This is a genomic window from Enterobacter sp. KB-221C9 (assembly GCF_041320715.1).
Lineage (GTDB): Bacteria > Pseudomonadota > Gammaproteobacteria > Enterobacterales > Enterobacteriaceae > Enterobacter > Enterobacter asburiae_D.
Map to the genome: position 1 here is coordinate 41274 of NZ_JBGIWG010000009.1, position 25038 is coordinate 66311.

General features: G+C 54.0%; 26 protein-coding genes and 1 pseudogene. 11 read left to right on the forward strand and 16 right to left on the reverse strand.

What is annotated here, in order from left to right; all coding sequences use genetic code 11:
* Window positions 1-45: 45 nt before the first annotated feature.
* Window positions 46-612 (forward strand): manganese efflux pump MntP, encoded by a 567-nt coding sequence (gene mntP / locus AB8846_RS14630; protein ID WP_029741998.1) that lies wholly within the window; start codon window positions 46-48, stop codon window positions 610-612.
* Here mntP and rlmA read toward each other — a convergent pair.
* The 7 genes and pseudogenes from rlmA to mgrB form a co-directional block, all read right to left on the reverse strand.
* Complete coding sequence (gene rlmA / locus AB8846_RS14635; protein ID WP_331412050.1) at window positions 609-1424, reverse strand: 23S rRNA (guanine(745)-N(1))-methyltransferase; 816 nt, start codon at window positions 1422-1424, stop codon at window positions 609-611. The genes mntP and rlmA overlap by 4 nt on opposite strands.
* 65 nt (window positions 1425-1489) lie before the next feature.
* Window positions 1490-3208 (reverse strand): peptidoglycan glycosyltransferase FtsI, encoded by a 1719-nt coding sequence (gene ftsI / locus AB8846_RS14640; RefSeq protein ID WP_370733018.1) that lies wholly within the window; start codon window positions 3206-3208, stop codon window positions 1490-1492.
* Window positions 3209-3427: 219 nt separating this feature from the next.
* Entirely contained in the window at window positions 3428-3637 is a 210-nt protein-coding gene (cspE, locus tag AB8846_RS14645) for a transcription antiterminator/RNA stability regulator CspE (RefSeq protein WP_001062678.1), read from the reverse strand.
* A gap of 13 nt (window positions 3638-3650) precedes the next feature.
* A pseudogene (locus tag AB8846_RS14650) lies at window positions 3651-3795 on the reverse strand (DUF2627 domain-containing protein).
* A gap of 525 nt (window positions 3796-4320) precedes the next feature.
* Window positions 4321-5310 (reverse strand): MBL fold metallo-hydrolase, encoded by a 990-nt coding sequence (locus tag AB8846_RS14655; RefSeq protein WP_370733019.1) that lies wholly within the window; start codon window positions 5308-5310, stop codon window positions 4321-4323.
* A gap of 22 nt (window positions 5311-5332) precedes the next feature.
* Window positions 5333-5623, reverse strand: a complete 291-nt coding sequence (locus tag AB8846_RS14660) for a YebO family protein (protein WP_063143725.1) — start codon at window positions 5621-5623, stop codon at window positions 5333-5335.
* A gap of 74 nt (window positions 5624-5697) precedes the next feature.
* Window positions 5698-5841 carry a PhoP/PhoQ regulator MgrB gene (gene mgrB / locus AB8846_RS14665; RefSeq protein WP_006175995.1) on the reverse strand — a complete coding sequence of 48 codons (144 nt, stop codon included), beginning with the start codon at window positions 5839-5841 and terminating at the stop codon, window positions 5698-5700.
* 160 nt (window positions 5842-6001) lie between these two features.
* On the opposite strand from mgrB, the gene AB8846_RS14670 reads away from it, so the two are divergent.
* Entirely contained in the window at window positions 6002-6241 is a 240-nt protein-coding gene (locus AB8846_RS14670; protein WP_063143724.1) for a YobH family protein, read from the forward strand.
* A gap of 66 nt (window positions 6242-6307) precedes the next feature.
* Here the strand turns inward: AB8846_RS14670 and kdgR are convergent, their stop codons facing one another.
* Window positions 6308-7099, reverse strand: coding sequence for a DNA-binding transcriptional regulator KdgR (kdgR, locus tag AB8846_RS14675; RefSeq protein ID WP_032641251.1), 792 nt, complete (start codon window positions 7097-7099; stop codon window positions 6308-6310).
* A gap of 179 nt (window positions 7100-7278) precedes the next feature.
* Between kdgR and AB8846_RS14680 the strand changes: the two genes are divergently transcribed.
* Complete coding sequence (locus tag AB8846_RS14680; protein ID WP_370733021.1) at window positions 7279-8652, forward strand: MFS transporter; 1374 nt, start codon at window positions 7279-7281, stop codon at window positions 8650-8652.
* Window positions 8653-8702: 50 nt separating this feature from the next.
* On the opposite strand, the gene htpX is transcribed toward AB8846_RS14680, so the two are convergent.
* The 4 genes from htpX to AB8846_RS14700 all read right to left on the reverse strand — a co-directional run bounded on the left by htpX (window position 8703) and on the right by AB8846_RS14700 (window position 13126).
* Window positions 8703-9584, reverse strand: a complete 882-nt coding sequence (gene htpX, locus AB8846_RS14685; protein WP_014884290.1) for a protease HtpX — start codon at window positions 9582-9584, stop codon at window positions 8703-8705.
* Between the two features lie 193 nt (window positions 9585-9777).
* Entirely contained in the window at window positions 9778-11826 is a 2049-nt protein-coding gene (gene prc, locus AB8846_RS14690) for a carboxy terminal-processing peptidase (RefSeq protein ID WP_063143722.1), read from the reverse strand.
* A gap of 19 nt (window positions 11827-11845) precedes the next feature.
* Complete coding sequence (gene proQ / locus AB8846_RS14695; protein WP_023336085.1) at window positions 11846-12532, reverse strand: RNA chaperone ProQ; 687 nt, start codon at window positions 12530-12532, stop codon at window positions 11846-11848.
* 96 nt (window positions 12533-12628) lie between these two features.
* Entirely contained in the window at window positions 12629-13126 is a 498-nt protein-coding gene (locus AB8846_RS14700) for a GAF domain-containing protein (RefSeq protein WP_008500476.1), read from the reverse strand.
* Between the two features lie 132 nt (window positions 13127-13258).
* On the opposite strand from AB8846_RS14700, the gene yebS reads away from it, so the two are divergent.
* The 4 genes from yebS (at window position 13259) to AB8846_RS14720 (ending at window position 19010) form a co-directional block, all read left to right on the forward strand.
* A complete protein-coding gene (yebS, locus tag AB8846_RS14705) occupies window positions 13259-14542 on the forward strand; it encodes a membrane integrity lipid transport subunit YebS (protein ID WP_370733022.1) in 1284 nt (427 codons plus the stop codon).
* Window positions 14511-17144 (forward strand): PqiB family protein, encoded by a 2634-nt coding sequence (locus AB8846_RS14710; RefSeq protein WP_063143720.1) that lies wholly within the window; start codon window positions 14511-14513, stop codon window positions 17142-17144. Before yebS ends, AB8846_RS14710 begins: the two co-directional genes overlap by 32 nt.
* Window positions 17145-17221: 77 nt before the next feature.
* The gene (gene rsmF, locus AB8846_RS14715) at window positions 17222-18664 is read left to right on the forward strand and encodes a 16S rRNA (cytosine(1407)-C(5))-methyltransferase RsmF (protein ID WP_370733023.1); all 1443 of its coding nucleotides are present in this window, start codon (window positions 17222-17224) and stop codon (window positions 18662-18664) included.
* Window positions 18665-18770: 106 nt separating this feature from the next.
* Window positions 18771-19010, forward strand: coding sequence for a YebV family protein (locus AB8846_RS14720; protein WP_008500472.1), 240 nt, complete (start codon window positions 18771-18773; stop codon window positions 19008-19010).
* Window positions 19011-19044: 34 nt separating this feature from the next.
* Here AB8846_RS14720 and pphA read toward each other — a convergent pair whose 3' ends face one another.
* On the reverse strand, window positions 19045-19689 hold the full coding sequence (pphA, locus tag AB8846_RS14725) for a protein-serine/threonine phosphatase (protein ID WP_370733024.1): 645 nt from the start codon (window positions 19687-19689) through the stop codon (window positions 19045-19047).
* Window positions 19690-19856: 167 nt separating this feature from the next.
* On the opposite strand from pphA, the gene AB8846_RS14730 reads away from it, so the two are divergent.
* Together AB8846_RS14730 and AB8846_RS14735 are read left to right on the forward strand one after the other, a co-directional pair.
* Entirely contained in the window at window positions 19857-20798 is a 942-nt protein-coding gene (locus tag AB8846_RS14730) for a VirK/YbjX family protein (RefSeq protein ID WP_370733025.1), read from the forward strand.
* A gap of 174 nt (window positions 20799-20972) precedes the next feature.
* Window positions 20973-21869, forward strand: coding sequence for a benzoate transporter (locus tag AB8846_RS14735; RefSeq protein ID WP_370733026.1), 897 nt, complete (start codon window positions 20973-20975; stop codon window positions 21867-21869).
* A gap of 440 nt (window positions 21870-22309) precedes the next feature.
* On the opposite strand, the gene AB8846_RS14740 is transcribed toward AB8846_RS14735, so the two are convergent.
* The 3 genes from AB8846_RS14740 to yobA are packed head-to-tail and all read right to left on the reverse strand — an operon-like array spanning window position 22310 to window position 23907.
* Window positions 22310-22648 carry a YebY family protein gene (locus tag AB8846_RS14740; RefSeq protein WP_024909705.1) on the reverse strand — a complete coding sequence of 113 codons (339 nt, stop codon included), beginning with the start codon at window positions 22646-22648 and terminating at the stop codon, window positions 22310-22312.
* Window positions 22649-22664: 16 nt separating this feature from the next.
* Window positions 22665-23534 (reverse strand): copper homeostasis membrane protein CopD, encoded by an 870-nt coding sequence (gene copD, locus AB8846_RS14745; RefSeq protein ID WP_370733027.1) that lies wholly within the window; start codon window positions 23532-23534, stop codon window positions 22665-22667.
* Window position 23535: 1 nt separating this feature from the next.
* Entirely contained in the window at window positions 23536-23907 is a 372-nt protein-coding gene (gene yobA / locus AB8846_RS14750) for a CopC domain-containing protein YobA (RefSeq protein ID WP_370733028.1), read from the reverse strand.
* 137 nt (window positions 23908-24044) lie between these two features.
* Between yobA and AB8846_RS14755 the strand changes: the two genes are divergently transcribed.
* Both AB8846_RS14755 and AB8846_RS14760 read left to right on the forward strand, forming a co-directional pair.
* A complete protein-coding gene (locus AB8846_RS14755) occupies window positions 24045-24275 on the forward strand; it encodes a DNA polymerase III subunit theta (protein WP_119915903.1) in 231 nt (76 codons plus the stop codon).
* Between the two features lie 110 nt (window positions 24276-24385).
* The gene (locus AB8846_RS14760) at window positions 24386-25036 is read left to right on the forward strand and encodes a nitrilase-related carbon-nitrogen hydrolase (RefSeq protein WP_370733029.1); all 651 of its coding nucleotides are present in this window, start codon (window positions 24386-24388) and stop codon (window positions 25034-25036) included.
* Window positions 25037-25038: the final 2 nt, after the last annotated feature.

Below are 25038 nucleotides of genomic sequence, written 5' to 3' on the forward strand. Positions count from 1 at the left end.
GGGGCAGTGATGTGTCATATGGATATCCCCGGTCTGGACGCTGTTATGAATATCTCCGCTACGATCCTCCTCGCTTTTGGCATGTCCATGGACGCGTTTGCTGCTTCCATCGGAAAAGGCGCCACGCTCCATAAACCTAAATTCTCAGAAGCCCTGCGTACTGGCCTGATTTTCGGTGCTATCGAAACGCTGACGCCGCTTATCGGATGGGGTCTTGGCATGCTCGCCAGCCAGTTCGTGCTGGAATGGAACCACTGGATTGCGTTTGTACTGCTGGTATTTCTCGGTGGCCGAATGGTGATTGAAGGTTTTCGCGGCGGTGATGATGAAGACGAAGAGCCGCAGCATCGCCACGGGTTCTGGCTGCTGGTCACCACGGCGATAGCCACCAGCCTTGATGCGATGGCCGTCGGTGTCGGTCTGGCATTCCTGCAGGTCAATATTATCGCCACCGCGCTGGCCATCGGCTGCGCAACGCTGATTATGTCCACGCTGGGCATGATGGTCGGACGGTTTATCGGCCCGCTGCTGGGTAAACGCGCCGAGATCCTGGGGGGAATTGTGTTGATTGGCATTGGTGCCCAGATCCTCTGGGCGCACTTCGCCGGTTAATCTTCGCGCTGCCAGGCGTGGATACTGAAATCCGTCTGGCAGCAAAATGTTGAATGTGCCGCTAACGCTTCCCATACTTCCGGTTTTGCCCGCCAAGCGAACGGCGTCATCTGCAGCAGCGCGGTGGCCTCTTCCCCTTTCAGCGTCATTTCATACGCCACGCTTTGCTCCTGCTTCAGGCTAAAACCGGCCAGCTGTTCAGAATGAGGGGCGTGCAGACGCACTTCGTCGTAGATCAGCCCTTTCAGCTCCATAAGATGACGCGGGCCCGGCGTCACGGTGACGACCCACCCGCCCGGTTTCACCACGCGAGCCAGCTCTTCCGCCTTGCAGGGCGCGTAAATGCGGATAACAGCGTCCATACTGGCATCGTCAAATGGCAGCCGGTGGCTGGATGCCACGCAGAACGTCACGTCCGCGTAACGCTTTGCCGCCGCGCGAATGGCCACTTTCGACACGTCCAGACCGAACGTCAACGCGCCCTTCTCACCGGCAACCTCGGCAAACCGTGCGGTGTAGTAACCTTCCCCGCAGCCGATATCGAGCATGGCGGTGGCTGAACCCGGCAGAATGTCATTTAGCATCTGCGCGACGGTCTCCCGCAGCGGCAGATAGTGCCCGGCATCAAGAAACGCGCGGCGCGCCTGCATCATCTCTGCACTGTCGCCGGGATCGCGGGAACGCTTATGCTGCACCGGCAGAAGATTCACGTAGCCTTCTTTTGCCATATCAAACTGGTGCCCCTGCGGACAGGTATAACTTTTATCTGAGTGCGTCAGGGGGGCGTGGCAAAGGGGACAACTGAAGGACATGGTGACTCCGGAGCATAATCAAAGGGCGAAGTGTACCGCTATTCGCCCTGGTTATAAACGCCCGGTTAACGCATAACGATAAGGTGATCGGAACCCGCCGGTAACCCGTCAGGCTTCACATTCTCCAGGCGCAGCACGTTGCCCATAATCTCGCTGAAGACAGGCGCGGAAACGGCACCACCGTAGTAGGCGCCATTTTGCGGATCGTTAATGACCACCACCAGGGCAAAGCGCGGATCGCTGGCAGGCGCAACGCCGGCAGTATAGGCGACGTATTTATCGACGTACTTCCCGCTGTCGTCAATTTTCTTCGCCGTACCGGTTTTCACCGCCACCCGGTAATCACGAACGGCGGCCTTAACCCCACCGCCGCCGGGCAGCGCAACGCTCTCCATCATGTGCTCCACCTCGTGCGCAATCTCTTCCGGCATAACACGGTGCCCGATAACGGGTGGATCGATACGCGTAATTGAGAGAGGTCGCTCAAGCCCGAAGCCGCCAATGGTGGCGTAGACGTGCGCCAGCTGGAGCGGGGTCACCATCAGCCCGTAGCCGAAGGCAAAGGTCGCGCGGTCGAGCTGGCCCCAGTATTTACGCTGGGGCAACAGCCCCGCGCTCTCACCCGTTAAGCCAAGCCCCGTATTGGTGCCAAAGCCAAAGTTTCGATAGGTATCAATAAGATGCTGGACAGGCATTGCCAGGGAGAGTCGGGAAACGCCGGTGTCGCTCGATTTTTGCAAGATCCCGGTCATTGTCAGTTCAGGGTAGTAACCCACATCGCGGATACGATGCCCATCAAGGGTATACGGGCGAGTATCAATCACGCTGTCCGGCTGGACCAGCCCCTGCTGCAGGGCCGTCATCAGCACCAGCGGCTTGACGGTCGAACCGGGTTCGAACGTATCGCTGATCGCGCGGTTGCGAAAATCGTTTATCGTCGCGCCTTCCCGATTATTAGGGTTGAAGTCCGGATAGCTCGCCATGGCGAGGATTTCCCCGGTTGGGATATTAATTAACACCGATGCCCCAGACTCGGCCTTGTTCCAGGCCACGGCATTATCGAGCGCATCTTCGGTAATGGTTTGCAGACGCTCGTCGATACTTAACTGGATGTTATGCGCCGGTGCGGGTGCCACTTCCGTCAGGTTTTCAATCACGCGTCCGTAGCGGTCTTCCCTTACCTGCCGCACACCCGCCTTGCCGGTCAGCTGCGCGTTGAAGCTTTTTTCCACGCCTTCAATGCCCTGCCCGTCAATATTGGTGAAGCCAATCAGGTTCGCTGCCACATGGCCGGCAGGATAAAAACGGCGGGACTCATCGCGTAAATTGATGCCGGGTAGATTGAGCTTATCGATCCACTTTGCCTGTGCAGGATCGACCTGACGGGCAAGATAAATAAAACGGCCCTGCGGGTTGGCGTTGATTCGCGCCGAGAGTGTGCCCAGGGAGAGATGCAGCGCGTTTGCCAACGCCTGCCAGCGTTCGTCAACGCCAACGCCCCCTTTTGCCAGCACCGTTTTAGGATCGGCCCACACGGCCCGGACAGGCACGCTCACCGCCAGGGGGCGACCTTCGCGATCCATTATCATACCCCGCGGCGCATCAATCGCCAGCTGGCGGAGGGAGCGCATATCTTCCTGCTTCACCAGATTGTCAGGCTTGATGATTTGCAGCCAGGCAACGCGGCCCAGCAAAAAAGCCAGACTACAAAAAATAGCTAAACAGAGCAGCACAAAACGTGCCGGCATGAAATTTCCGGCGGCCGTTATTAATTTATTCTTCACCTGTACCCCAGGACTGTTAAACAACGCCCTGATTTAACGGGAAAAGATGGGTTTAGGGTGGTGAAACAGTGCTACTAACCTCGCAGCTTTGCAACAAGTTACTAACAAGACCGCGAATGGTAATATTTTGAAAGATAAGGGACATAAAAAAGCCCCGCGTTGTGCGAGGCTTTATGTCTGAGATTGAAGTGCTAAGCGCTTCAGTCAGCAGCGGTTCGATCAGATAGCAGTTACGTTAACTGCAGCTGGGCCTTTCTGGCCGTCCTGAATTTCGAACTCAACGTTCTGGCCTTCAGCCAGAGTTTTGAAGCCGTTACCCTGGATTGCAGAGAAGTGTACGAACACGTCTTTGCTGCCGTCAGCAGGAGTAATGAAACCAAAACCTTTAGACTCGTTGAACCACTTAACTTGACCTTTAATCTTTGCCATTTTGCAAAATTCCTTAGAGTGTTTTCTTAGCCCGCAGGCATTAACTGAGATAAAACTGAGACATTACTGCATGAGGCACTAATATAAGGTTCGGCAGAGAAGCGGTATTCAACGACAACGTGTTTACTCAGGACTTCTTTACTGAAAATGCCACACATAAACAGAACTGTACCTCGTTTGACCCAAAACGTGTTATCACACACTATGTTTAATATGGCAAGCCATTTTTAAACATGTCTCGATCCGCCGCACAAATTCGAACAGTGCCTGTCAGGTTTTGCACAATTATGCGCATCACGTACAGACAGCTCTGCTGCGTAACAAAGACCCAGCGTTGCCTTCACAACCGCTGTAATCTAAGACTTTTTTAACATAGCTCATTCATTACGAAGCGTCCAGCAACCGGGAAAAGAAATCTTACTTCTTGATTGAGTTAGAACAATTTGTGAAAACTTATGCTTAAATCATTGTAACGCGACCAAATTGTTTCAGAGAAAAAACACCGTTAATAACCCGCCTCCAACTGTATTAAAATGCACCAGTTAATAAACAGCGTTATGCACTAAAATAATGAAATTTTTATGACCCTGCATCAAAAGAAGGCAAGCAAAACGTTTCGATAAAAATAAAACATTCCTGCACGCGTTTACATACAGAATATATGCACTCTTTTATCGCTTCGTTTATAAGGATAAATATTCACCAATTTTCAGTATCCTGAAAGAATGATTAACTGGTGCTAAATTATCTAGCACGTCAGTTAACTCCCGCACAGGTTCATCCAGGGATTCATCTGCCAGTTCAAACACGCCCCAGTGAATGGGAAACGCCAGAGGACAACCCAACTGCTGCCACAATGCCACAGCAGATTGCGGATCCATATGATGGACAGCCATGAACCATCGCGGGGCATAGGCACCAATCGGTAACGCAGCAGCATCAATATGGCCCAGGCGTTCAGGTATCAACAGCAGCTCGGGCGAATACCCCGTATCACCGCTGAACCAGAAACGATGATGTCGCCCTTCCATAACCCAGCCGCACCATAGTGAGCGATTGCGGTTCCATGGCGTGCGCATACTCCAGTGCTGTGCCGGTACGGCGGTCAGCGTCATCCCCTGCCAGGTGAAACTATGCCACCAGTCGAGCTCAACCACGCGTTTTGCTCCTCGACGGCGAAACCAGTCGGCCAGGCCTAGCGGAACAAAAAAACTGACGTCGGGGAAGCGTTTGAGGATACGGCGTATGGTCGCATCATCAAGATGATCGTAATGATTATGGGAAATGACGACCGCATCAAGCTGATGAAGTTGATCGACTGACAGCGCGGGAGGCGTTTTGCGCTGTGGTCCCAGGAAAGGGAGCGGAGAAGCGCGCCGTGAAAACACCGGATCGGTAAGGATGATATTGCCGTCCAGCTGCAGCAACACGCTCGCGTGTCCGAGCCACCACACCCCATCTTCATGAGGTTGCGTAAGCTCAACCGGTTGCCACCACCGGTGGATAAAGTCTTCATAACCCAGCGCGGGCGGCTTCGGTAAACCCGCCTCTTTACGCGCTTTACGCCAGCGGTCAAGATCGCCGGGTTGATGTCCGACAGGAGCGGTATTACGAAAACCGTTCGGGGTGTGATGTTTCAGGGAGGGGTCATACCAGGGATTTTTCCAGACCACAGCCACCTCCCAGACAAAAAGATTAACGCTCAGCCACCAGGCGGATAAAGTCGTCTTCGTCTTTGTTATCTTCAGCGACCGGGTCTTTCGGCGCGTCTTTCTCTTCCGGTTCGTTAGCCTCACACAGACGGCGCAGCAGCGCATTCTGACGTTTTTGCTGATCGAGCAGCGCTTCCAGCAGTTCGATCTGCTCGTTAGTACGGGAACTGGCGCGGTTCACGAAAAACCAAATGACCAGCCCCACAAGCAGAACAACCATAGAAATCATCAGGGATGCCATATTCAGCAACCCTGAATTCAGTAACTCACCCATTTCACCACCTCAATAAAAACGTCTATTTTACCACTGGCGCGAAGGAAGGAAATCACCTTGAGAAAAAATGCGTGTTACCACGGAATAAATTTATTGATTGCGCAGACGCCGCTAAAAAACTGTACATCCTGATCGCACATCACATTGATCGTCTGCGTCCATAACACCACGCACGCTATCAGCACGATAATCAGAATTACCCAGCGTATTTTTTTCACTCCACACTCCGTCTAATGACCTGATGTAACGAGGTTATCACGCTTATCTTAAACAAGGACTAACTGTGCCTCCATCGCGCTTTTTTCAGATTCCTGCACTTGTTTCGTCGCGTAAACCGTTTACGCTAGCATTATGATAACAACGATAAAAGAGGTAATGATGCGCTTAATCATTCGAACAATTATTGCACTGGCCATCGTCTGGATTGGCCTTCTGCTAACGGGTTATGGCGTGCTTGTGGGAAGCACCGAAAATGCTGCCGGCTTAGGCATTCAGTGTAAGTATGTAACAGCACAAGGACTGAGCACTGCGCAGTATCTGCATTCTGACAGCGGGTTCATTGGTTTAACGAACTGTCCCGTACTGCGTAAAACATCCGTCGTGATTGATAATGGCTAAACAGCCGGGCAAATGACTGACAAAAAACGCCGCAACAGATGCGGCGTTTTTTTATGCGAATAAAGATTAGAACGGGTAGTCGTGATAACCCATCTGTTCAGAAATCTTGCGTGCGGCAGTGTGCAGAATAGCCACATACTCATGCAGACGCTCTTCGGAGAAGCGTAAGGTTGGGAAGGAGATACTTAAGCCCGCGATCACTACGCCAAAGCGGTCAAACACCGGAACGCCGATACAGCGCAGCCCCTCTTCCTGCTCTTCGTTATCTTCGCCATACCCCTGCTCGCGTACGCGATCGAGCACCGTCAGCAGCGCGTCCGTGCTGGTAATGGTTCGCGCAGTACTTTGCTTGTATTCCACGCCTTCGAGGATCTGCTTCACTTCCTCACGATCGCGCCACGCCAGCAGAACCTTACCAATGGCGGTACTGTAGAGGGGGTTGCGACGACCAATGCGCGAATACATGCGCAGATTGTACATGGAGTCGATTTTATGGATGTAAACAATGCTGTCTTCATCCAGCGCGCCGAGATGGATGGTCTCTTTGGTCAGGCGAGAGATTTCACGCATCTGAATATCGGCGCTGCGGATCAGGTCAACATTTTGTAGCGCGCGGGCACCCAGCTCAAACAGCTTCAGCGTCAGAGAGTATTTTTCAGATTCGCCTTCCTGGGCAACGTAGCCCAGCGACTTCATGGTTTGCAGAAAGCGATAAACGGTGCTTTTTGACATCATCACGCGCTGCGACAACTCTGTAATACCTATTTCACGCTCTTCTCCCAGCGCCTGTAAGATGCCAAACACCTTCAGCACGGAAGAAACAGAATCTGGCTGTTTATCCAAATCCGCAATAGCCATTTACCACCTCATAGAGAGTGTTTTATAAAAATCAGAACCGGTTTTTATTATAAGTTCCCGTCATGTCACCTGCAATCAATCCGCGTTTACTTCGTTACAAATCTGCGACATATCCCGGCTGTAACAATGCTAAAATAGTTACCATGAGAATAATTTCACGCTGAGCTTTTTAAATCCTAATGGAAAAGACCCTTTCCGATGGCCTGCCGTTACCCCAGCGGTATGGCGCTATAGCGACCATCATTATCGGTATCTCAATGGCCGTCCTTGACGGCGCAATCGCGAACGTTGCTCTGCCAACCATCGCCAGCGATCTGCACGCCTCTCCCGCCAGTTCGATATGGATTGTTAACGCCTATCAGATTGCGATTGTGGTTTCCCTGCTCTCGTTCTCTTTCCTGGGCGACATGTTCGGTTACCGTCGGGTGTATCAGTGCGGTCTGGTGGTTTTCACCTTCACGTCCTTGCTATGCGCACTTTCAGATTCACTGCATACCCTGACGCTTGCCCGTATTGCGCAGGGTTTTGGCGGCGCGGCGCTCATGAGCGTAAACACGGCGTTGATCCGCTTAATTTATCCTCAGCGTCATCTGGGGCGCGGCATGGGGATAAACTCGTTTATTGTCGCCGTCTCTTCCGCCGCCGGACCAACCATTGCGGCGGCGATCCTTTCCGTTGCGTCATGGCAATGGCTGTTCGCCATTAACGTGCCGCTGGGTATCGTCGCGATATTCTTCGCCCTGCGCTTTCTCCCCGCTAACGGTCCCAAAAGCACCATGCCGCGCTTCGATGTGGCGAGTGCAGTGATGAATGCTCTGACTTTTGGCCTGCTGATTACAGCCCTGAGCGGCTTTGCGCAGGGACAGTCTCTGATGCTTACCGGCGCGGAGCTCATCGCCCTTCTGGCGATCGGCTTTTTCTTTGTTCGCCGCCAGCTCACTCTCCCGGTGCCTTTACTGCCGGTCGATCTGCTGCGTATTCCCCTCTTTTCCCTCTCCATTTGCACGTCAGTCTGCTCGTTCTGCGCCCAGATGCTGGCTCTGGTTTCTCTGCCCTTCTTTCTGCAGAGCGTCGTAGGCCGTTCAGAAGTGGAGACCGGCCTGCTGTTAACTCCCTGGCCGCTGGCGACAATGGTAATGGCACCGCTGGCAGGTTATCTGATTGAACGCGTCCATGCCGGTTTATTGGGAGCGCTGGGGCTGGCGGTAATGGCGACAGGCCTATTCGCGCTGGCTCTGCTACCGTCATCGCCAACCGATCTGGACATCATCTGGCGTATGATTCTGTGCGGCGCAGGGTTTGGCCTGTTCCAGTCCCCTAACAACCACACCATTATCACCTCCGCGCCGCGTCATCGCAGCGGAGGTGCCAGCGGCATGCTGGGGACCGCGCGCCTTCTGGGACAAAGCAGCGGCGCGGCGCTGGTTGCCCTGATGTTTAACCTCGCCGGACAAAACGGCAACCATTTTGCGCTTCTCACCGCGGGTGCTCTTGCCTCCCTCGCGGCTGTCGTCAGCGGCCTGCGCGTGACCCAGCCCAGGGTTCAGGCATAAAAAAAGCCGGGCGGAGTGTTCTCCTGCCCGGCTTACTAAGGTTCTTTGCGTTACTTCAGGTATTCCCCACTGCGCAGCGCTTCGATACGTTTATCCAGCGGCGGGTGAGACATAAACAGCTCGCTCAGCGATTTGGATTTACCGTTAATGCAGAAGGCCATCATGCTGTTCGCTTCCTGCGGCTCGTAGCTGGTTTTCAGACGCTGCAGCGCGGCAATCATCTTCTCACGACCAACCAGTTTCGCCGAGCCGGCATCCGCGTGGAATTCACGGTGGCGGGAGAACCACATGGTGATGATGCTGGCCAGAATACCGAATACCAGTTCCAGAACCATCGAAACGGCGAAGTAGATCAGCGGGTTGCCGTTGCTCTCTTCACCTTCGTCGCGGTTGCCGCCCATAAAGCCTGCCGCAATCTGCGCCAGAATACGGGAGATGAAGATCACGAAGGTGTTCACTACGCCCTGAATCAGGGTCATGGTCACCATGTCACCGTTGGCGATATGGCTGATTTCGTGGGCAATAACCGCTTCGGCTTCGTCACGGCTCATGTTCTGCAGCAATCCGGTGCTGACGGCAACCAGTGACGCATCGCGACGAGCGCCAGTAGCGAAAGCGTTGATGTCCGGGGCATGGTAAATCGCCACCTGCGGCATGGCGATCCCGGCCTGGCGGGATTGCTGAGCCACCGTGTTCATCAGCCACTGTTCCATATCGTTACGCGGCTGTTCAATAACCTCACCACCCACCGATTTCAGCGCCATCCACTTCGACATCAGCAGGGAGATGAACGAGCCACCAAAACCAAACAGCAGCGCCATAATCAACAGACCCTGAACGCTGCTCGACTGAATTCCCGTCAGGCTTAGCACGAGCCCGAAAACCACCATGACCGCCAGGTTGGTGAGCAGGAAGAGCGCGATTCGCATCATAATTTTCTTTTTACCTCAGTTTAACAAAACGCACTATGCGATTACCCACATCGTATGGGTATTGCGGCTATTTTCAAGCATCCGGCGGGCGTAAGTCACCAGAAAGACACAACTTTACACAATTGGAAATCTGGCTGACGGAAGGAAGAAGAACAAAAAGAAACAGGCACAATTTCTTGTGCCTGTTGGGAGATTATTTTGCCGGAGCGGGCTGTACGGCAGGTTTCTCTTTTTCCTGATTCGCCAGGTCGAGAGCGATATGCACCGTCTCGTCCAGATACGGATCAGGCTCCTGGTAATCTTTTGGCAGATCGTCCAGTTTCTTGAGCAGAGGCTTACCTTCACGCTTGAAGCGATCGTTGATACGCGCCAGGCGGGTTGCATCGTCTTCGTTGTTCTCTTTCTCACGCTGTGCGTAGTTCAGAGAAACGATATTCCGCTTATCTTTCAGGGCATTGAACCGTGCAATGTCCTTCATGATGTACTGGAACTCCGGATCTTTCGCGATGCGGTCGTTATGCGCTTTCAGCAGTTCAGGGCCAAATTGCGTCATATCACCCGCTTTCACGTAGGTCGCGGCGTTGATGCTGTCCCACGGCAACGCGTTATCTTCAAACTTCTCGCCGGTTTCCGTCTCTTCCGTGCCTGTCGGCATCATGATGTCCGGCGTTACGCCCTTACGCTGCGTACTGCCGCCGTTCACGCGGTAGAACTTCTGAATGGTGTACTGAACCGAGCCCAGTGCAGGCCATTCCGGACGCAGCATTTGATCGTAAATACGATTCAGAGAGCGATACTGCTGAACGGTGCCTTTACCGAAGGTTGGCTCACCGACGATCAGCGCGCGGCCATAGTCCTGCATTGCAGCGGCAAAGATTTCAGACGCGGAAGCACTGAAGCGGTCAACCAGGACCACCAGAGGGCCTTTGTAGTAGACCACACCGTCGTTGTCGGCATCTTCACGCACTTTACCGTTGTTATCGCGCACCTGAACCACAGGACCAGATGGAATGAACAGACCAGAGAGTGAAACTGCTTCCGTCAGCGCACCGCCGCCGTTACTGCGCAGGTCGATGATAATGCTGCTGACGTTCTGCTTTTCAAGCTTCTGCAGCTGAACTTTCACATCGTCAGTCAGCCCTACGTAGAAGCCAGGAATATCCAGGACACCTACCTTCTCTTTACCCACGGTTTTCACCGACATTTTCACCGCGCGGTCTTCCAGACGGATACGCTCACGGGTCAGGGTAACGATACGGGTTTTGGTGCCTTTACCGGCAGGCAGAACTTCCAGACGAACCTTGCTGCCTTTCGGACCTTTGATCAGCGCAACCACGTCATCGAGACGCCAGCCGATCACGTCGACCATGTTCTGGCCGGTTTGTCCTACACCCACAATGCGATCGCCTACGCTAATCGCTTTGCTTTTGGATGCCGGGCCACCCGCGACCATCGAATTGATCACCGTGTAATCATCGTCCATCTGCAGCACCGCGCCGATACCTTCCAGAGACAGGCTCATCTCGGTATTGAACTGTTCAGTGTTGCGTGGAGAGAGATAGTTGGTATGCGGATCGATTTCGTGAGCAAAGGCGGTCATGGCCAGCGAGAAGACATCCTCACTGTTGGTCTGGGCCAGACGACGAATGGCGAATTTGTAACGACGCGTCAGCGTGTCACGGATCTCTTTTTCGTCTTTGCCGGTCAGCTTCAGGCTCAGTTCGTCGTATTTAACTTTACCGTCCCACAGCGCATTCAACTCGGCTTCATCTTTCGGCCAGGGTGCTTTACTGCGATCCAGATTAAAGGTGTCGGTACCGGTGAAGTCCATCGGACGTTCCAGCACTTTCAGCGCGTACTGATAGCGTTCAAAACGGCGCTTTTGCGACAGGTTGTAGAGATCGTAAAACAGATCCAGCTTGCCTGAACGCAACTCGTCACCCACCTCGGATTTGCGCTTAGCGAACTGCTCGACATCGCTGGCGAGCAAAACGTTATGGCTGTAATCCAGCAAGTTCAGATAGCGGTCAAAGATTTTGGCCGAAAAGGCCTGATCGAGATCGAACTGACGATAGTGCGAGCGGGTAAAACGTGAGGTCACGCGCTCGCTCACCGTCGCGTGCTGCGTCTCTTCCTTGAGTACCGGAATTTGATCAACACGCGTGATATCGTCCACTGCAAAAGCGTGACCTGTTATAGCAAACAGGCCCGCCAGCGCGGTGAGCTTAAAAAAAGTGTTCATGCCAGGCTTGGCCTCCGTTTCAGAACAACAAGTGTTCTGCGCGTACAATCATTGACATACCAGAAGTCAGCTGTACACGAACGCCATCTTTGGTGATTTCCAGTACGGTGGCGTCCATAGCATTGTTACCCGCTTTTACCTTCAGCGCCTGACCTACGCTCAGAGCGTTAATGTCAGAAACCGGCGTATGGCGCGGCTCTTCACGAGGGGCACGCGGGGCTTTTGCTGCTGGTTTGTCTGCACGCGGTTTGCGATCGTTATTATCGTGACGGCGCGGCGCAGGGCGTGGTTTACGCTCACGACGAGGCGCTTCTTCCTGGCCGTTTGCCGCTGCGGCTTCGCGTTTTTTCGCCTGCTGTTCTGCACGTTGTGCCTGAACGCGTGCTTTGGCTTCTTCAAGCTGCTTGCGCGCGTGCTCAACGTGCTGCTCGTCCAGCTCACCACACGGGTTGCCGTCGAGATCCACGCGGGTCGCGCCAGCTTTGATACCGTACAGGTAACGCCAGCTCGAAGTATAAAGACGTAAGGCGGAACGCAGCTGAGTTTTGCTGAGGTTCATTTCCCCCTCAACACGTGCCACCAGATCCTGAAAAATACCGACTTTCAGGGGACGAGCTTCACCTTCCGCGCTGAAGCACTGCGGGAAACGCTCGGCCAGAAATGCGATAACTTCTTTACTGCTATTCAACTTAGGTTGATTTTCCATGAAATTTCCTGATTACAACGGACGTTGCCAACAAGCGCAGGCATGAACAGGCGTCATTATAATGACGCTATCAGTAAATGCTACGTTATCCGTTGATTATCCTGCGACGCTCGCAAAGAATTTTTGATAATCGGTTGCAGCGAGTACGTTTTCCAGATTCGCCACCAGCTCGCGCAGCCCCTGTTCGTCCTCGGTTGTAAAGCGACTGAAGACCGTACTGTCGATATCCAGAACGCCAATAATCTGATTTTTGACCACCAGCGGCAGAACGATTTCAGAGTTACTGGCAGCATCACAGGCAATGTGCCCGTCAAACGCATGAACGTCTTCCACTCGCTGGACCTGGTTCTCGGCCACCGCCGTACCGCATACGCCGCGCCCTACCGGAATACGCACGCAGGCCAGTTTGCCCTGGAACGGGCCAAGCACCAGCGTTTCACCTTCCAGAAGGTAAAAGCCAGCCCAGTTCACGTCAGAGAGACGTTCAAACAGCAATGCGCTAGTATTTGCCAGAGTGGCTAAGAAGCTGGTCTCACCCGCCATCAATGCCTTAAAATCGCGGTTCAGATCCGCGTAGAATTCTGTTTTGTTCATTATTCAATCACTTAGTTGTCTTACAAATTTACCGCATAGCCTATTAAAATAAGCATTAAATGCGCTCATGCTCAAGATGAATCCGTTCATGAGTTATTATAACTTTCAACAATACTTATTTGTGCGCTGCTGATGGCCTTAAAAACAACCAAAATTACGCCGACAAGAAAGATAACTGTCCATACGGTAAGCGAAGCTTTGCCACGTGCACATTATCAGCGTTGCCCCCAGTGCGATACGCTTTTTATGTTGCCGAAGATGAAATCGCACCAAAGTGCCTTTTGTCCCCGCTGCGACGCCAAAATTCGTGATGGTCGCGACTGGTCGCTAACCCGCCTCGCCGCCATGGCCGTCACCATGCTGCTGCTGATGCCCTTCGCCTGGAGCGAACCGCTGCTGAAACTCTACCTGCTTGGCGTGCGTATTGACGCCAACGTGCTGCAGGGTATCTGGCAGATGACCCGTCAGGGCGATCCCATCACCGCTGCCATGGTGCTGTTCTGCACCGTTGGCGCGCCGCTGGTGCTGGTTGCCGCCATTGCCTATCTTTGGTTTGGCAATATTCTCGGCATGAACCTTCGCCCGGTGCTGCTGATGCTGGATAAGCTCAAAGAGTGGGTGATGCTGGATATTTATCTGGTGGGCGTGGGCGTTGCGTCAATAAAGGTACAGGACTATGCCTTTTTGCAGCCCGGCATCGGGCTCTTTGCCTTCATCAGTCTGGTATTGCTGAGCATCCTGACGCTTATCCACCTGAACGTTGAGCAGCTCTGGGAACGGTTTTACCCTCAGCGCCCCGCTACGCGTCCCGATGACAATCTGCGCGTCTGTCTGGGATGTCACTATACCGGCTTGTCCGACGCGCGTGGACGCTGCCCGCGGTGCCACATTCCGTTGAGACTGCGGCGCAACAACAGCCTGCAAAAATGCTGGGCCGCGCTGATCGCCTCCCTGGTGTTTCTGATCCCAGCCAATATGCTGCCGATTTCCATCATTTACGTGAATGGCGGGCGTCAGGAGGATACTATCCTCTCCGGGATTATCTCCCTTGCGCACAGCAACGTCGGGGTGGCGGCGATCGTCTTTATTGCCAGTATCCTGGTTCCCTTTACCAAAGTGGTGGTGATGTTTACCCTGCTCATCAGCATTCACTTTAAATGTGAACAAGGCTTACGGACACGCATTCTGCTTCTGCGATTCGTCACCTGGATTGGCCGCTGGTCAATGTTAGATCTGTTCGTGATTTCGCTGATGATGTCGCTCATCAATCGCGACCAGCTACTTGCTTTTACAATGGGACCCGCGGCTTTTTATTTCGGCTCTGCGGTGATATTGACTATTCTTGCTGTGGAATGGCTGGATAGCCGCTTACTTTGGGATGCACATGAGTCAGGAAACCCCCGCTTCGCCGACTGAAGCGAGAATTAAAACAAAACGCCGCATTTCGCCATTCTGGTTGCTGCCCGTCATCGCCCTGATGATTGCTGGCTGGCTGATCTGGACGAGCTATGAAGATCGCGGGAGTACGGTCACCATTGATTTCCAGACCGCCGACGGCATCGTCGCCGGGCGAACGCCCGTTCGCTTCCAGGGGGTTGAGGTGGGTACGGTACAGGACATCTCCCTTGGAAAAGGGCTGAACAAGATTCAGGTGCGGGTCAGTATTAAATCTGACATGCAGGATGCCCTGCGCAGTGAAACGCAGTTCTGGCTGGTGACGCCAAAAGCCTCTCTGGCCGGTGTCTCCGGGCTGGATGCGCTCGTGGGCGGTAACTATATTGGCATGATGCCGGGTAAAGGCGAGCCGCAGGATCATTTTGTTGCGCTGGATACACAGCCCAAGTACCGCCTCAATAACGGCGATTTAATGATCCATCTGCAGGCGCCGGATCTCGGTTCTCTGAACAGTGGCTCACTGGTCTATTTCCGCAAAATCCCGGTTGGCCGCGTGTACGATTACGCGATCAACCCGAATAAACAGGGCGTCACCATCGACGTGCTGATCGAGCGTCGCTTCACCAATCTGGTGAAAAAAGGCAGCCGCTTCTGGAACGTCTCCGGCGTGGATGCGGACCTCAGTCTGAGCGGTGCGAAAGTGAAGCTGGAGAGTCTGGCCGCGCTGGTGAATGGTGCCATTGCCTTTGACTCCCCGGAAAATTCAAGCCCTGCCACCGCGGATGACTCATTTGGATTGTATGCTGACCTGGCGCACAGCCAGCGCGGCGTGATCGTAAAACTTGCCCTGCCCGATGCTAAAGGGCTAAAAGCGGGTTCGACGCCGCTGATGTATCAGGGACTGCAGGTTGGTCAGCTCACCAAAATGACGCTCAACCCGGGCGGTTCAGTCACCGGCGAAATGACGGTCGATCCGAGCGTGGTCGATCTCCTGCGCGAGAAAACGCGCATTGAAATGCGCAGTCCAAAGCTCTCTCTGAACGATGCCAGCCTCAGCACGCTGTTGACAGGAAATACGTTTGAGCTCATCCCCGGTGATGGTGAGCCCAGCAATAGCTTCGTGATTGCCCCGGCGGATAAAACCCTGCTGCAAAAGCCGGGCGTGGTGACGGTCACGCTGAGTGCGCCAGAAAGTTACGGTATCGAAGCCGGACAGCCGTTAATTTTACACGGCGTGCAGGTCGGTCAGGTGCTGGAGCGTAAGCTCTCCGCGGATGGCGTGACGTTCTCGGTCGCCATCGATCCGCAGTACAGCGACCTGGTGCATGGTGACAGCAAATTCGTGGTGAACAGTCGCGTCGACGTGAAGGTGGGTCTGGACGGCGTGGAGTTCCTCGGCGCCAGCGCCAGCGAATGGGTTAACGGCGGTATCCGCATTCTGCCAGGCGATAAAGGCCCCGTGCGCGACAGCTATCCGCTGTATGCCAACCTGGAGAAAGCGATTGAAAACAGCCTGAGCGATCTTCCTACCACCACGCTGACGCTAAGCGCCGAGACGCTGCCGGACGTACAGGCGGGATCCGTAGTGCTGTATCGCAAGTTTGAAGTCGGGGAAGTGATCACCGTTCGCCCGCGTGCGGACGCGTTCGATATCGAACTGCATATCAAGCCGGAGTACCGCAAGCTGCTGACGCCAAACAGCGTCTTCTGGGCCGAAGGCGGCGCGAAAGTTCAGCTTAACGGTAACGGGCTGACCGTACAGGCCTCCCCGCTCTCACGCGCGCTGCGCGGGGCGATTAGCTTCGATAACCTCAGCGGCGCGGGCGCGAATCTGCGTAAAGGTGATAAGCGTATTCTCTTCCCGTCCGAAACCGCCGCACGCGCCGTGGGTGGACAGATTACCCTGCACGCGTTTGATGCCGGTAAGCTGGCGGAAGGTATGCCAATCCGCTATCTGGGCATTGATATCGGGCAGATCCAGAAGCTTACGCTGATTACCTCGCGTAACGAGGTGCAGGCTACAGCCGTGCTTTACCCGGAATATATGCAGACCTTCGCCCGCACGGGTTCGCGCTTCTCGGTGGTCACGCCGCAGATCTCAGCCGCGGGCGTTGAGCATCTCGACACCATTTTGCAGCCGTACATCAACGTTGAGCCAGGCCAGGGCAATGCCCGTCGTGATTTCGAACTGCAGGAAGCCACGATCACCGACTCGCGCTACCTTGGCGGCCTGAGCATCGTGGTGGAAGTGCCGGAAGCGGGCTCGCTGAACATCGGCACACCGGTACTGTTCCGCGGTATTGAAGTGGGTACGGTCACGGGCCTGACGCTCGGTACGCTCTCCGACCGCGTGATGGTGGCATTGCGCATCAGCGAACGCTACCAGCACCTGGTACGTAATAACTCGGTATTCTGGCTGGCATCCGGCTATTCGCTGGACTTTGGCCTGACGGGAGGCGTGGTGAAAACCGGCACCTTCAACCAGTTCATTCGCGGCGGTATCGCGTTTGCCACACCGCCGGGAACGCCGCTGGCGCCTAAAGCGCAGCCGGGTAAACACTTCCTGCTGCTCGAAAGCGAACCGAAAGAGTGGCGCGAGTGGGGAACCGCCCTGCCGCGTTAATCTGACAGGCTCCGGTGTCAACGCACCGGAGCCTTTATGTTACACTGCGCGCCTGAACTTTTCCCTGTGGTGTGCCCGTGGCTCAAAACTCCGTATTTCTTCCTGAACAATTCCTGGCGCAGATGCGCGAGGCGCTTCCTTCTCACCTGTCGTTAGACGATTTTATCGCCGCCTGCCAGCGTCCGTTACGCCGAAGTATTCGCGTCAACACGCTGAAAATCAGCGTTGATGATTTTCTGGCGCTGGTCTCGCCGTACGGCTGGCAGCTTACGCCGGTACCGTGGTGTGCTGAAGGGTTCTGGATTGAACGCGATGACGAGGCCTCGCTGCCGCTGGGCAGTACCGCTGAACATCTGAGCGGTTTGTTCTATATTCAGGAAGCCAGCTCGATGCTGCCGGTTGCCGCCCTGTTTGCCGATGGCAATGCGCCTGATCGCGTGATGGATGTTGCCGCGGCGCCCGGCTCGAAAACCACGCAGATTGCCGCCCGGATGGGTAACCACGGGGCGATCCTCGCCAACGAGTTTTCCGCCAGCCGCGTGAAGGTGCTGCATGCCAACATCAGCCGCTGCGGCATTCATAATGTTGCCCTGACGCACTTTGATGGACGCGTGTTTGGCGCCGCCCTACCGGAAGCCTTTGATGCCATTCTGCTGGACGCCCCCTGCTCCGGCGAAGGGGTGGTGCGTAAAGATCCCGATGCGTTAAAGAACTGGTCCGTAGAAAGCAACCTTGAGATCGCCGCCACGCAGCGAGAGCTGATCGAGAGCGCATTTCACGCGTTGCGCCCTGGCGGCACGCTGGTCTATTCAACGTGCACCCTAAACCGCGATGAAAACGAAGACGTCTGTCAGTGGCTGAAAGCGAACTACCCTGACGCAGTCGAGTTCCTGCCGCTTAACGATCTGTTTGCCTCGGCGCAAGAGGCGGTCACCCCCGAGGGTTTCCTCCACGTGTTCCCGCAGATTTACGACTGCGAAGGGTTCTTTGTGGCGCGTCTGCGTAAAACGCAGGCGGTTGCTCCCCTGCCCGCACCTAAGTTCAAGGTCGGCAACTTCCCGTTTGCCCCCCTTAAAGGTCGCGATGCAGCACAGCTTGAAGCCGCAGCTAAAAAGGTTGGGCTGGTCTGGGATGAGAGCCTGCATCTCTGGATGCGTGATAAAGAGATATGGCTGTTCCCGGCACAGATCGAGCCGCTCATCGGAAAGGTCCGTTTTTCGCGAATCGGGATCCGCCTGGCGGAAGTGCATAACAAAGGCTATCGCTGGCAGCATGAGGCCGTTATCGCCCTTGCCGGACGCGAGAATACCTTTGCCCTGACGCATCAGGAAGCCGAAGAGTGGTACCGTGGTCGCGATGTCTATCCGGACAGCGCGCCATCACATGATGAAGTGATAGTGACCTATCAAGGGTACCCGCTGGGGCTGGCAAAAAAAGTCGGCTCCAGGCTTAAAAACAGCTATCCGCGCGAGCTGGTTCGGGACGGCCGGCTGTTTACCGGTAACGATCGCACTGACTGAAAAAAAGCGCATTTTTTTACTGGCGATTTTGCTCTCCTTGTCTACGATCAAAAATGGGTGATCGCACTGGTCATACCAGATTTTGACAACCGACCCGGAGAGCACTATGACGAAAACCAGCGTGCGTATTGGCGCTTTTGAGATCGACGACGCAGAGCTGCGCGGCGAAGCACAGGGCGATCGAACGTTAAGTATTCCCTGCAAATCCGACCCGGATTTGTGCATGCAGCTCGATGCATGGGATGCAGACACCAGCGTCCCGGCAATACTTGATGGCGAACATTCTGTACTTTACCGTGAGCACTACGATAGTAAAACCGATGCCTGGGTCATGCGTCTTGCCTGACCTAAAGAGAACCCGCCCGAAGGCGGGTTATTTATTACTGCAGCTGCGCCAGCGTAAAGTAACCGTCGAAAACAGCCCCCGTATCAATGTAGTGCAGATTATCAAAATCATACCTTCTTTCGAGGGGCGTATGGCCAAACCAGAAATGATCCGCGCCGCTGATGCCCTGCCCTTTGCCCACCATGAATCCCATCAACCTGTCGCGGTTCCATAAAACGCGCTGGGCGCTAACCGGTTTTTGCCATCGGTATTCCGCAGCCGGATAATCGGCATGGGCAATCACATTCAGACCGTTCGCACAGGTTATCTCGATGATATGCGGTAATTCCCGACAGGCCTCGAGTAACGACAGCGCAAGCTGTTGCTGGTCGCGTTCAAGATGCGCAAACCACATCCCGCCATTTATCGTCCAGAGCGAAGAATCGTTATTAGCCAGACTGTCGAGAGCCATTTGCTCATGATTTCCCCGCACGGCACGGAACCATTTTTCATGAATTAACTGCAGGCATTTCACGCTATCAGGGCCACGATCGATCATATCCCCGACGGAAATAAGCAAATCCTCATACGGGTTAAAGTGACGGCGTTTAAGCTCATCCATAAGCCACTGGTAACACCCATGTATATCGCTGACAACCCAGACGTGACGCCATATTCCACCTTCAATTCGCTGATACATAGGACCTCCTTTTAACAGTATAGCCACCGCAGAAAAGGCAACAGACGGGCGCGGTCCTCATGAAGTGAAACAAACGGTAAACCAAACAGAAATAAAGATCCTCGCGCTATTAATCCCTTTTTCCTGGCTCCTTAGAATAAGGGTAGAAAAAAAAGAGGGGTCTTCACGTGTCTAATACGCACCTGCATAACGATGTTTTTTATCCGCATCGCACAAATATTATTTCCGAGCTGGTGAACGGCAAACGCGTGCCGGGGCCAATCTGGAGGAAGCGCGAATATCGCCTGAAGTTCCTTTTACGCTCGCTTCTGTTCTGGTCCTCTACCCATCGCATGCTGGAAGCCCTTTCCGGGCGCGACGATTTCGACAGGCTGCTTGCCTCACAAATCACGTTACCCAGCAAGACCCACCGGCAGTATCTGATGCGCGGCCTGACGGCTAACGATCGCGCCGACGCTATCGTTAGCCATTACTACTGGATTGATAGCCTGAAAGAGAGCGGTCTCGCTCAGGCCCTGACCAGCCCGCAGGAGCAAACCGTCGTACAGTTCCACGCCAAAGACGGGGTAACCTATACGGTCAATGCTTCCTCTGCGGGGAAAGCCGAGCGCGAAGGCGAAAGCACATTGTGGCTTCACGACAACGAGGATACGCTTCTGGCCAGCCTGACCTTCAGCGTCGCGCGCAGCAATGGTCAGCAAGTGATGGTCATCGGCGGCCTTCAGGGTCCCCGCCGCAGCGTATCGCGAGACGTCATTAAACAGGCCACCCGCGCCTGCCACGGCCTGTTCCCTAAACGGGTGTTGATGGAAGTCCTCTTCCAGCTTGCCGCGCAGTCATCCGTCCGGGCTATTTTTGCCGTCAGCGATGAGGGGCACGTTTTCCGCGCGTTGCGATATCGCCTGAGCAAAGGCCGCCATTTCCATGCCAGCTACGATGAGTTTTGGGGATCTCTGGACGGCAAAAAGCTCTCGGCCTACTGCTGGCAGCTGCCGATTCAGATGGAACGGAAGTCCCTGGAAGAGATTGCCAGTAAAAAACGAGCCGAATACCGCCGTCGCTTTGAGTTGCTCGATGAAATAGAGGCGTTCGTGAAGTCCCACTTTTAAGCCTTGCTGGCGCTTTCGCTCACTGCACAGTGGATCCCTTCTGTTTAAAAGAGGAATGATAAAGCAGCCCACTATTGCACAGGGCGAGGGCGCTCAGTTAGCATTGTGCAAAATGAAACTGACGAATACGTTGGAAAAAGCGCAATGTGGGCGCAAAAATGAGGGATTTCGGTAATGATTTATGACTGCTTCTTATATTACGATGAAGATATGCTTCTCGAAATCAGGCTTAACACGCTAGCGGACGTTGTCGATCGCTTCGTTATCGTTGAGTCAACGCATACCTTTACCGGAAAAAAGAGACAGCTGCATTTTGACATAAATAAATACAGTCAATTTAAAGATAAAATTATCTACGTTGTTCATGATAAAGAACCAATAACGAAAGCTGCTGAAGAATCACATCCGGCTCGAGAAGTCATTCCGGGTCTGCCAGAGGGTATGGTGGTAGATGCGTGGGCAAATGAAGCCGCGCAGAGGAATGCTATCATGCAGGGTTTGACGCAGGCCAACGATGATGATTTGATTTTAATTTCCGATGTGGATGAGATATTTTCACCTCGGGTGGTCGCATCAATAAATCCCAAAAAGCTCTGCACCACTATTTATCAGAATTTCTACAATTATCAGTTTAACCTGCAGGTTTTTAATACTGACAACACGCCAAGAAAATGTAAATTACCGAGAGCTACCCAATATAAAAATCTCGTTAATTTCTTTGGCGGTGAACCTGAATCATTCAGGAATCTTAAACGCACCCGAAGCGTCAAAAGCTGGTCGTGGCTAAAATGGAACTGGTTCAAGGTTAACAACAGCGTCATTGAAAATGGTGGCTGGCATTTCTCATGGGTGATGACACCTGAGCGTATCTCCGAAAAAATGTCTACCATTTCCCATACTGAATATGATCTTCCTGAGTTTAACAACCCGGAACACATTATGAAGGTCATTAAAAATGCGGAAGATATCTGGGGACGCGACAGGACGTTAATCAAGCAAGAGCTGACGGTTGAAAACTTCCCGGAGTACATTGTCCGCCACAAAGATAAATTCAGCGCGTTCATTATTTAACTTACGGGCTGCCCTTTTGCTCGCCAGAAGACGTTTGCTCAGCGGTCGCTCGGCCACAAAATTTTAACAAAGATCCCAAAAAACCCTGGACGCACGCAGTCCTGAGTATGTTATGGTTTAGACAGGATATGGAAAGTTCGAGAAAGTTTCGGGTGATTTCGAGTCATCACCGAACAACGCTTTGAAAAACATACAGATAAAAAGAGACCGAATACGATTCCTGTATTCGGTCCAGGGAAATGGCTCTTGGGAGAGAGCCGTGCGCTAAAAGTTGGCATTAATGCAGGCTAAGTCGCCTTGCCTTTTAAGAATAGATGACGACGCCAGGTTTTCCAGTCCACAGCAAAAGCGGTCGGAAAAAAAGCGCCAGAGCATCATAAAATGTGAAAAACCGCAGTGCTTTCGCAAGCATCTGCGGTTTTTTATTGGAAACCTGAACGTTAGCAGAGCTTGTCGGCGCGCTCGATAAACGGTGCCAGGCTCATTTTTTGTCCCGGATGCGCCGGATCATCAATCTGAATAATGCTAATCGGCTGGCCGCTGCTCTTACCGCTGGCTACCTGCTGCTCTGCGGTATCATTTAACGGGTATTGCACCAGCGTGCTCGGGTTGATCGCATACAGCGCGTGGCCCGGACGGCAGGTCAGCATCACCTCTTCGCGATTGAACGCCCATTTGTCCTTACCCACTTCAAAACGGCTAACGGTGATAACCTGCGGCGCGGCAAGCGCGCTCCCCGTGCAGGCCAGCAATATGAGAGAAAGTACTGTCTTTTTCATATGATATTTAACCTTGTCAGAAGGGTTCCCAGGTGGCGAACAGACTGACCGTTGCCAGTACCAGCGCTCCCAGCACCACTTCTGCCTGTGTCATCCTGATAAAAATCTGTTGTGCTCGCCCGGTCTCCGGACGAAACCGTGGCACCAGAAAATACCGATTTGCCAGCGCAATTACCACCATCAACGCCACCAGCGCACATTTGAACAACAAAAACCGCACGTAGCCAGCCTGCCAGGGAATATGGACGCCCAGTATCATGAGCGCATTTATCACGCCGGTGAGCAGCACGCCCGCGACGGCGTAATGCCCCACGCGCGAGAAGCGCATCATGGTAAAGATGGCGGCATTCTGCCACCGCCCTTTCGCCAGGCGCATGCAGAACAGCAGAGGCAGTAATCCGCCAAGCCAGGTTGCGGCACAGATCAGGTGAAAAGCATAATTAAGACGCTGCAACGCCCCCATCGGACCGTCGTTCATCGCCGCGTGCCCAACCCCAGCCAGCAGGATAAGCTGGCCCATTGCAAGCAGCAGCAGCCGGGAACCTTTCAGCGGCGCAAGCCATGCCGCACCGACCATCATCGCCGCGAGGATCATTTGCCACAGCCAGACGCCACCAAACCGGGTCCCCATCACGCTGAACCAGACCTGCGGGGCAAAGACATCTCTCCAGCCGTTACCCATCAACCCGCCCTGCAGCATAAACATCAGGAATGCTGCCGCCAGGCCCACTAAGGCCGCCACTTTCTGCTGCGACTGGAAACGCCGGGACATCAGACGGTGGAGAGACGAAGGCGCAAACCAGACGCTGTATAGCGCATTGCCGAAAACCAGCATCAGCGCCCCGAAATGGATAAAGCGCACCCCGATATAACACAGCGCCAGCATGTTATTTCACGCTAAAGTGATAGCTGCCTTTGGTTTTATGGCCGTCTACGGAGACCACGTGCCAGTCCACCTTGTAAGTCCCCGAAGCCAGCGTTTGTTCCAGCGGAACGGTGAGCTGAGCCTTGTTCTTTTCGTCTCGCGTGGCGGTTCCCGTTTTGATGACCTGCTTTTGCGCATCCGTTACCACCACGCCGCTAAATCCAGGTTCGATACCTTCCGAAAAATTCAGCGTAAGTGCCTGCGGTGCGGTCACCACGCTGTCTGCTGCCGGGATCTGCTGTTTAAGATGTGCATGTGCCATCACGGAGGGTGCCATCATTGTTGAGGCCACAAAAACCAGTGCGCATACCGCGCGGGAAGCGGAGAAACCCATCGCAATCATTCCTTTTTGTTATGTCTGTATGCTAAAGAATAACGCTGTATAATAAACGAGTCGAGGAACATCCTGCCTCCGCTTGTCATCATCGTGCATTCGCGGTAACGTTGCCGCCGCATAAAAAGGAGAAGGTAATGAAGATCAATCTGGCCGCCCTTCCGCAGGACGAGATGGATAAAGTGAATGTCGATCTCGCTGCCGCTGGCGTCGCGTTTAAAGAGCGTTACAACATGCCCATCGTGGCTGAAGTCGTGGAACGGGAACAACCCGTCCATCTGCGCGACTGGTTTCGCGAAAGATTAATTGCCCACCGCCTCGCCTCGGTTAACCTCTCTCGTTTACCGTACGAGCCAAAAGTTAAATAAGCTTAACGAGTCGTTACACTTCCTTACGCGGAATCTGGCAGGATAAGAAAACCCTGATTAATTTAGGTGTATTCTTAAATCTCTGCGACTCAGTGTATAAGGAAGTCACGATGTCACATTGGAATATAGCGGCAGCCCAGTATAGCGGTCAGCACCAGAGCGTGGATGACCATGTTACGCACCACCTGCGCTTCATCGCCGAAGCAGCACGGCAGCGGTGTGATTTGCTGGTCTTCCCTGAACTCTCATTAACGGGCTCAGGCACGTCGACGCTCCCTCCCCCACCCGATGACGCGCAGCTGGAATCGCTGCTTAACGCGGCACATTTTTACCGGATTACCGTTATTGCCGGGATTCCCCTGGAGCGGAATGGTCAGCGCCAGAAAGGCCTCGCGCTTTTTACGCCCGCTCGCCACCGCATCCTGCGCTACCCGCAAGGTCACGGTGCCAGCCTGGTGCCGGGGGATAAGCACCTTACCATCATTGATGCGCATGGCGATTCCCCCAATCTCGATCCCCGGGCAACGCTTGTCACCAGCTGCCAGTCAGTAAGGGATAACCGCTGGCGGCAGTCCATCAGTACCCTGCAGCGCTTCGCGCATAAATATGCCATTGCGGTGCTGATGGCAAACGCCTGCGGCGGTAGCGCGCTGTGGGATGAAAAAGGCCAGCTGATCGTGCGCGCGGATACTGGCGAGCTTCTGGTGACCGGTACGCTCGGCGGAGAGGGTTGGCAAGGCGATATCATTCCTTTAGGCTAGGC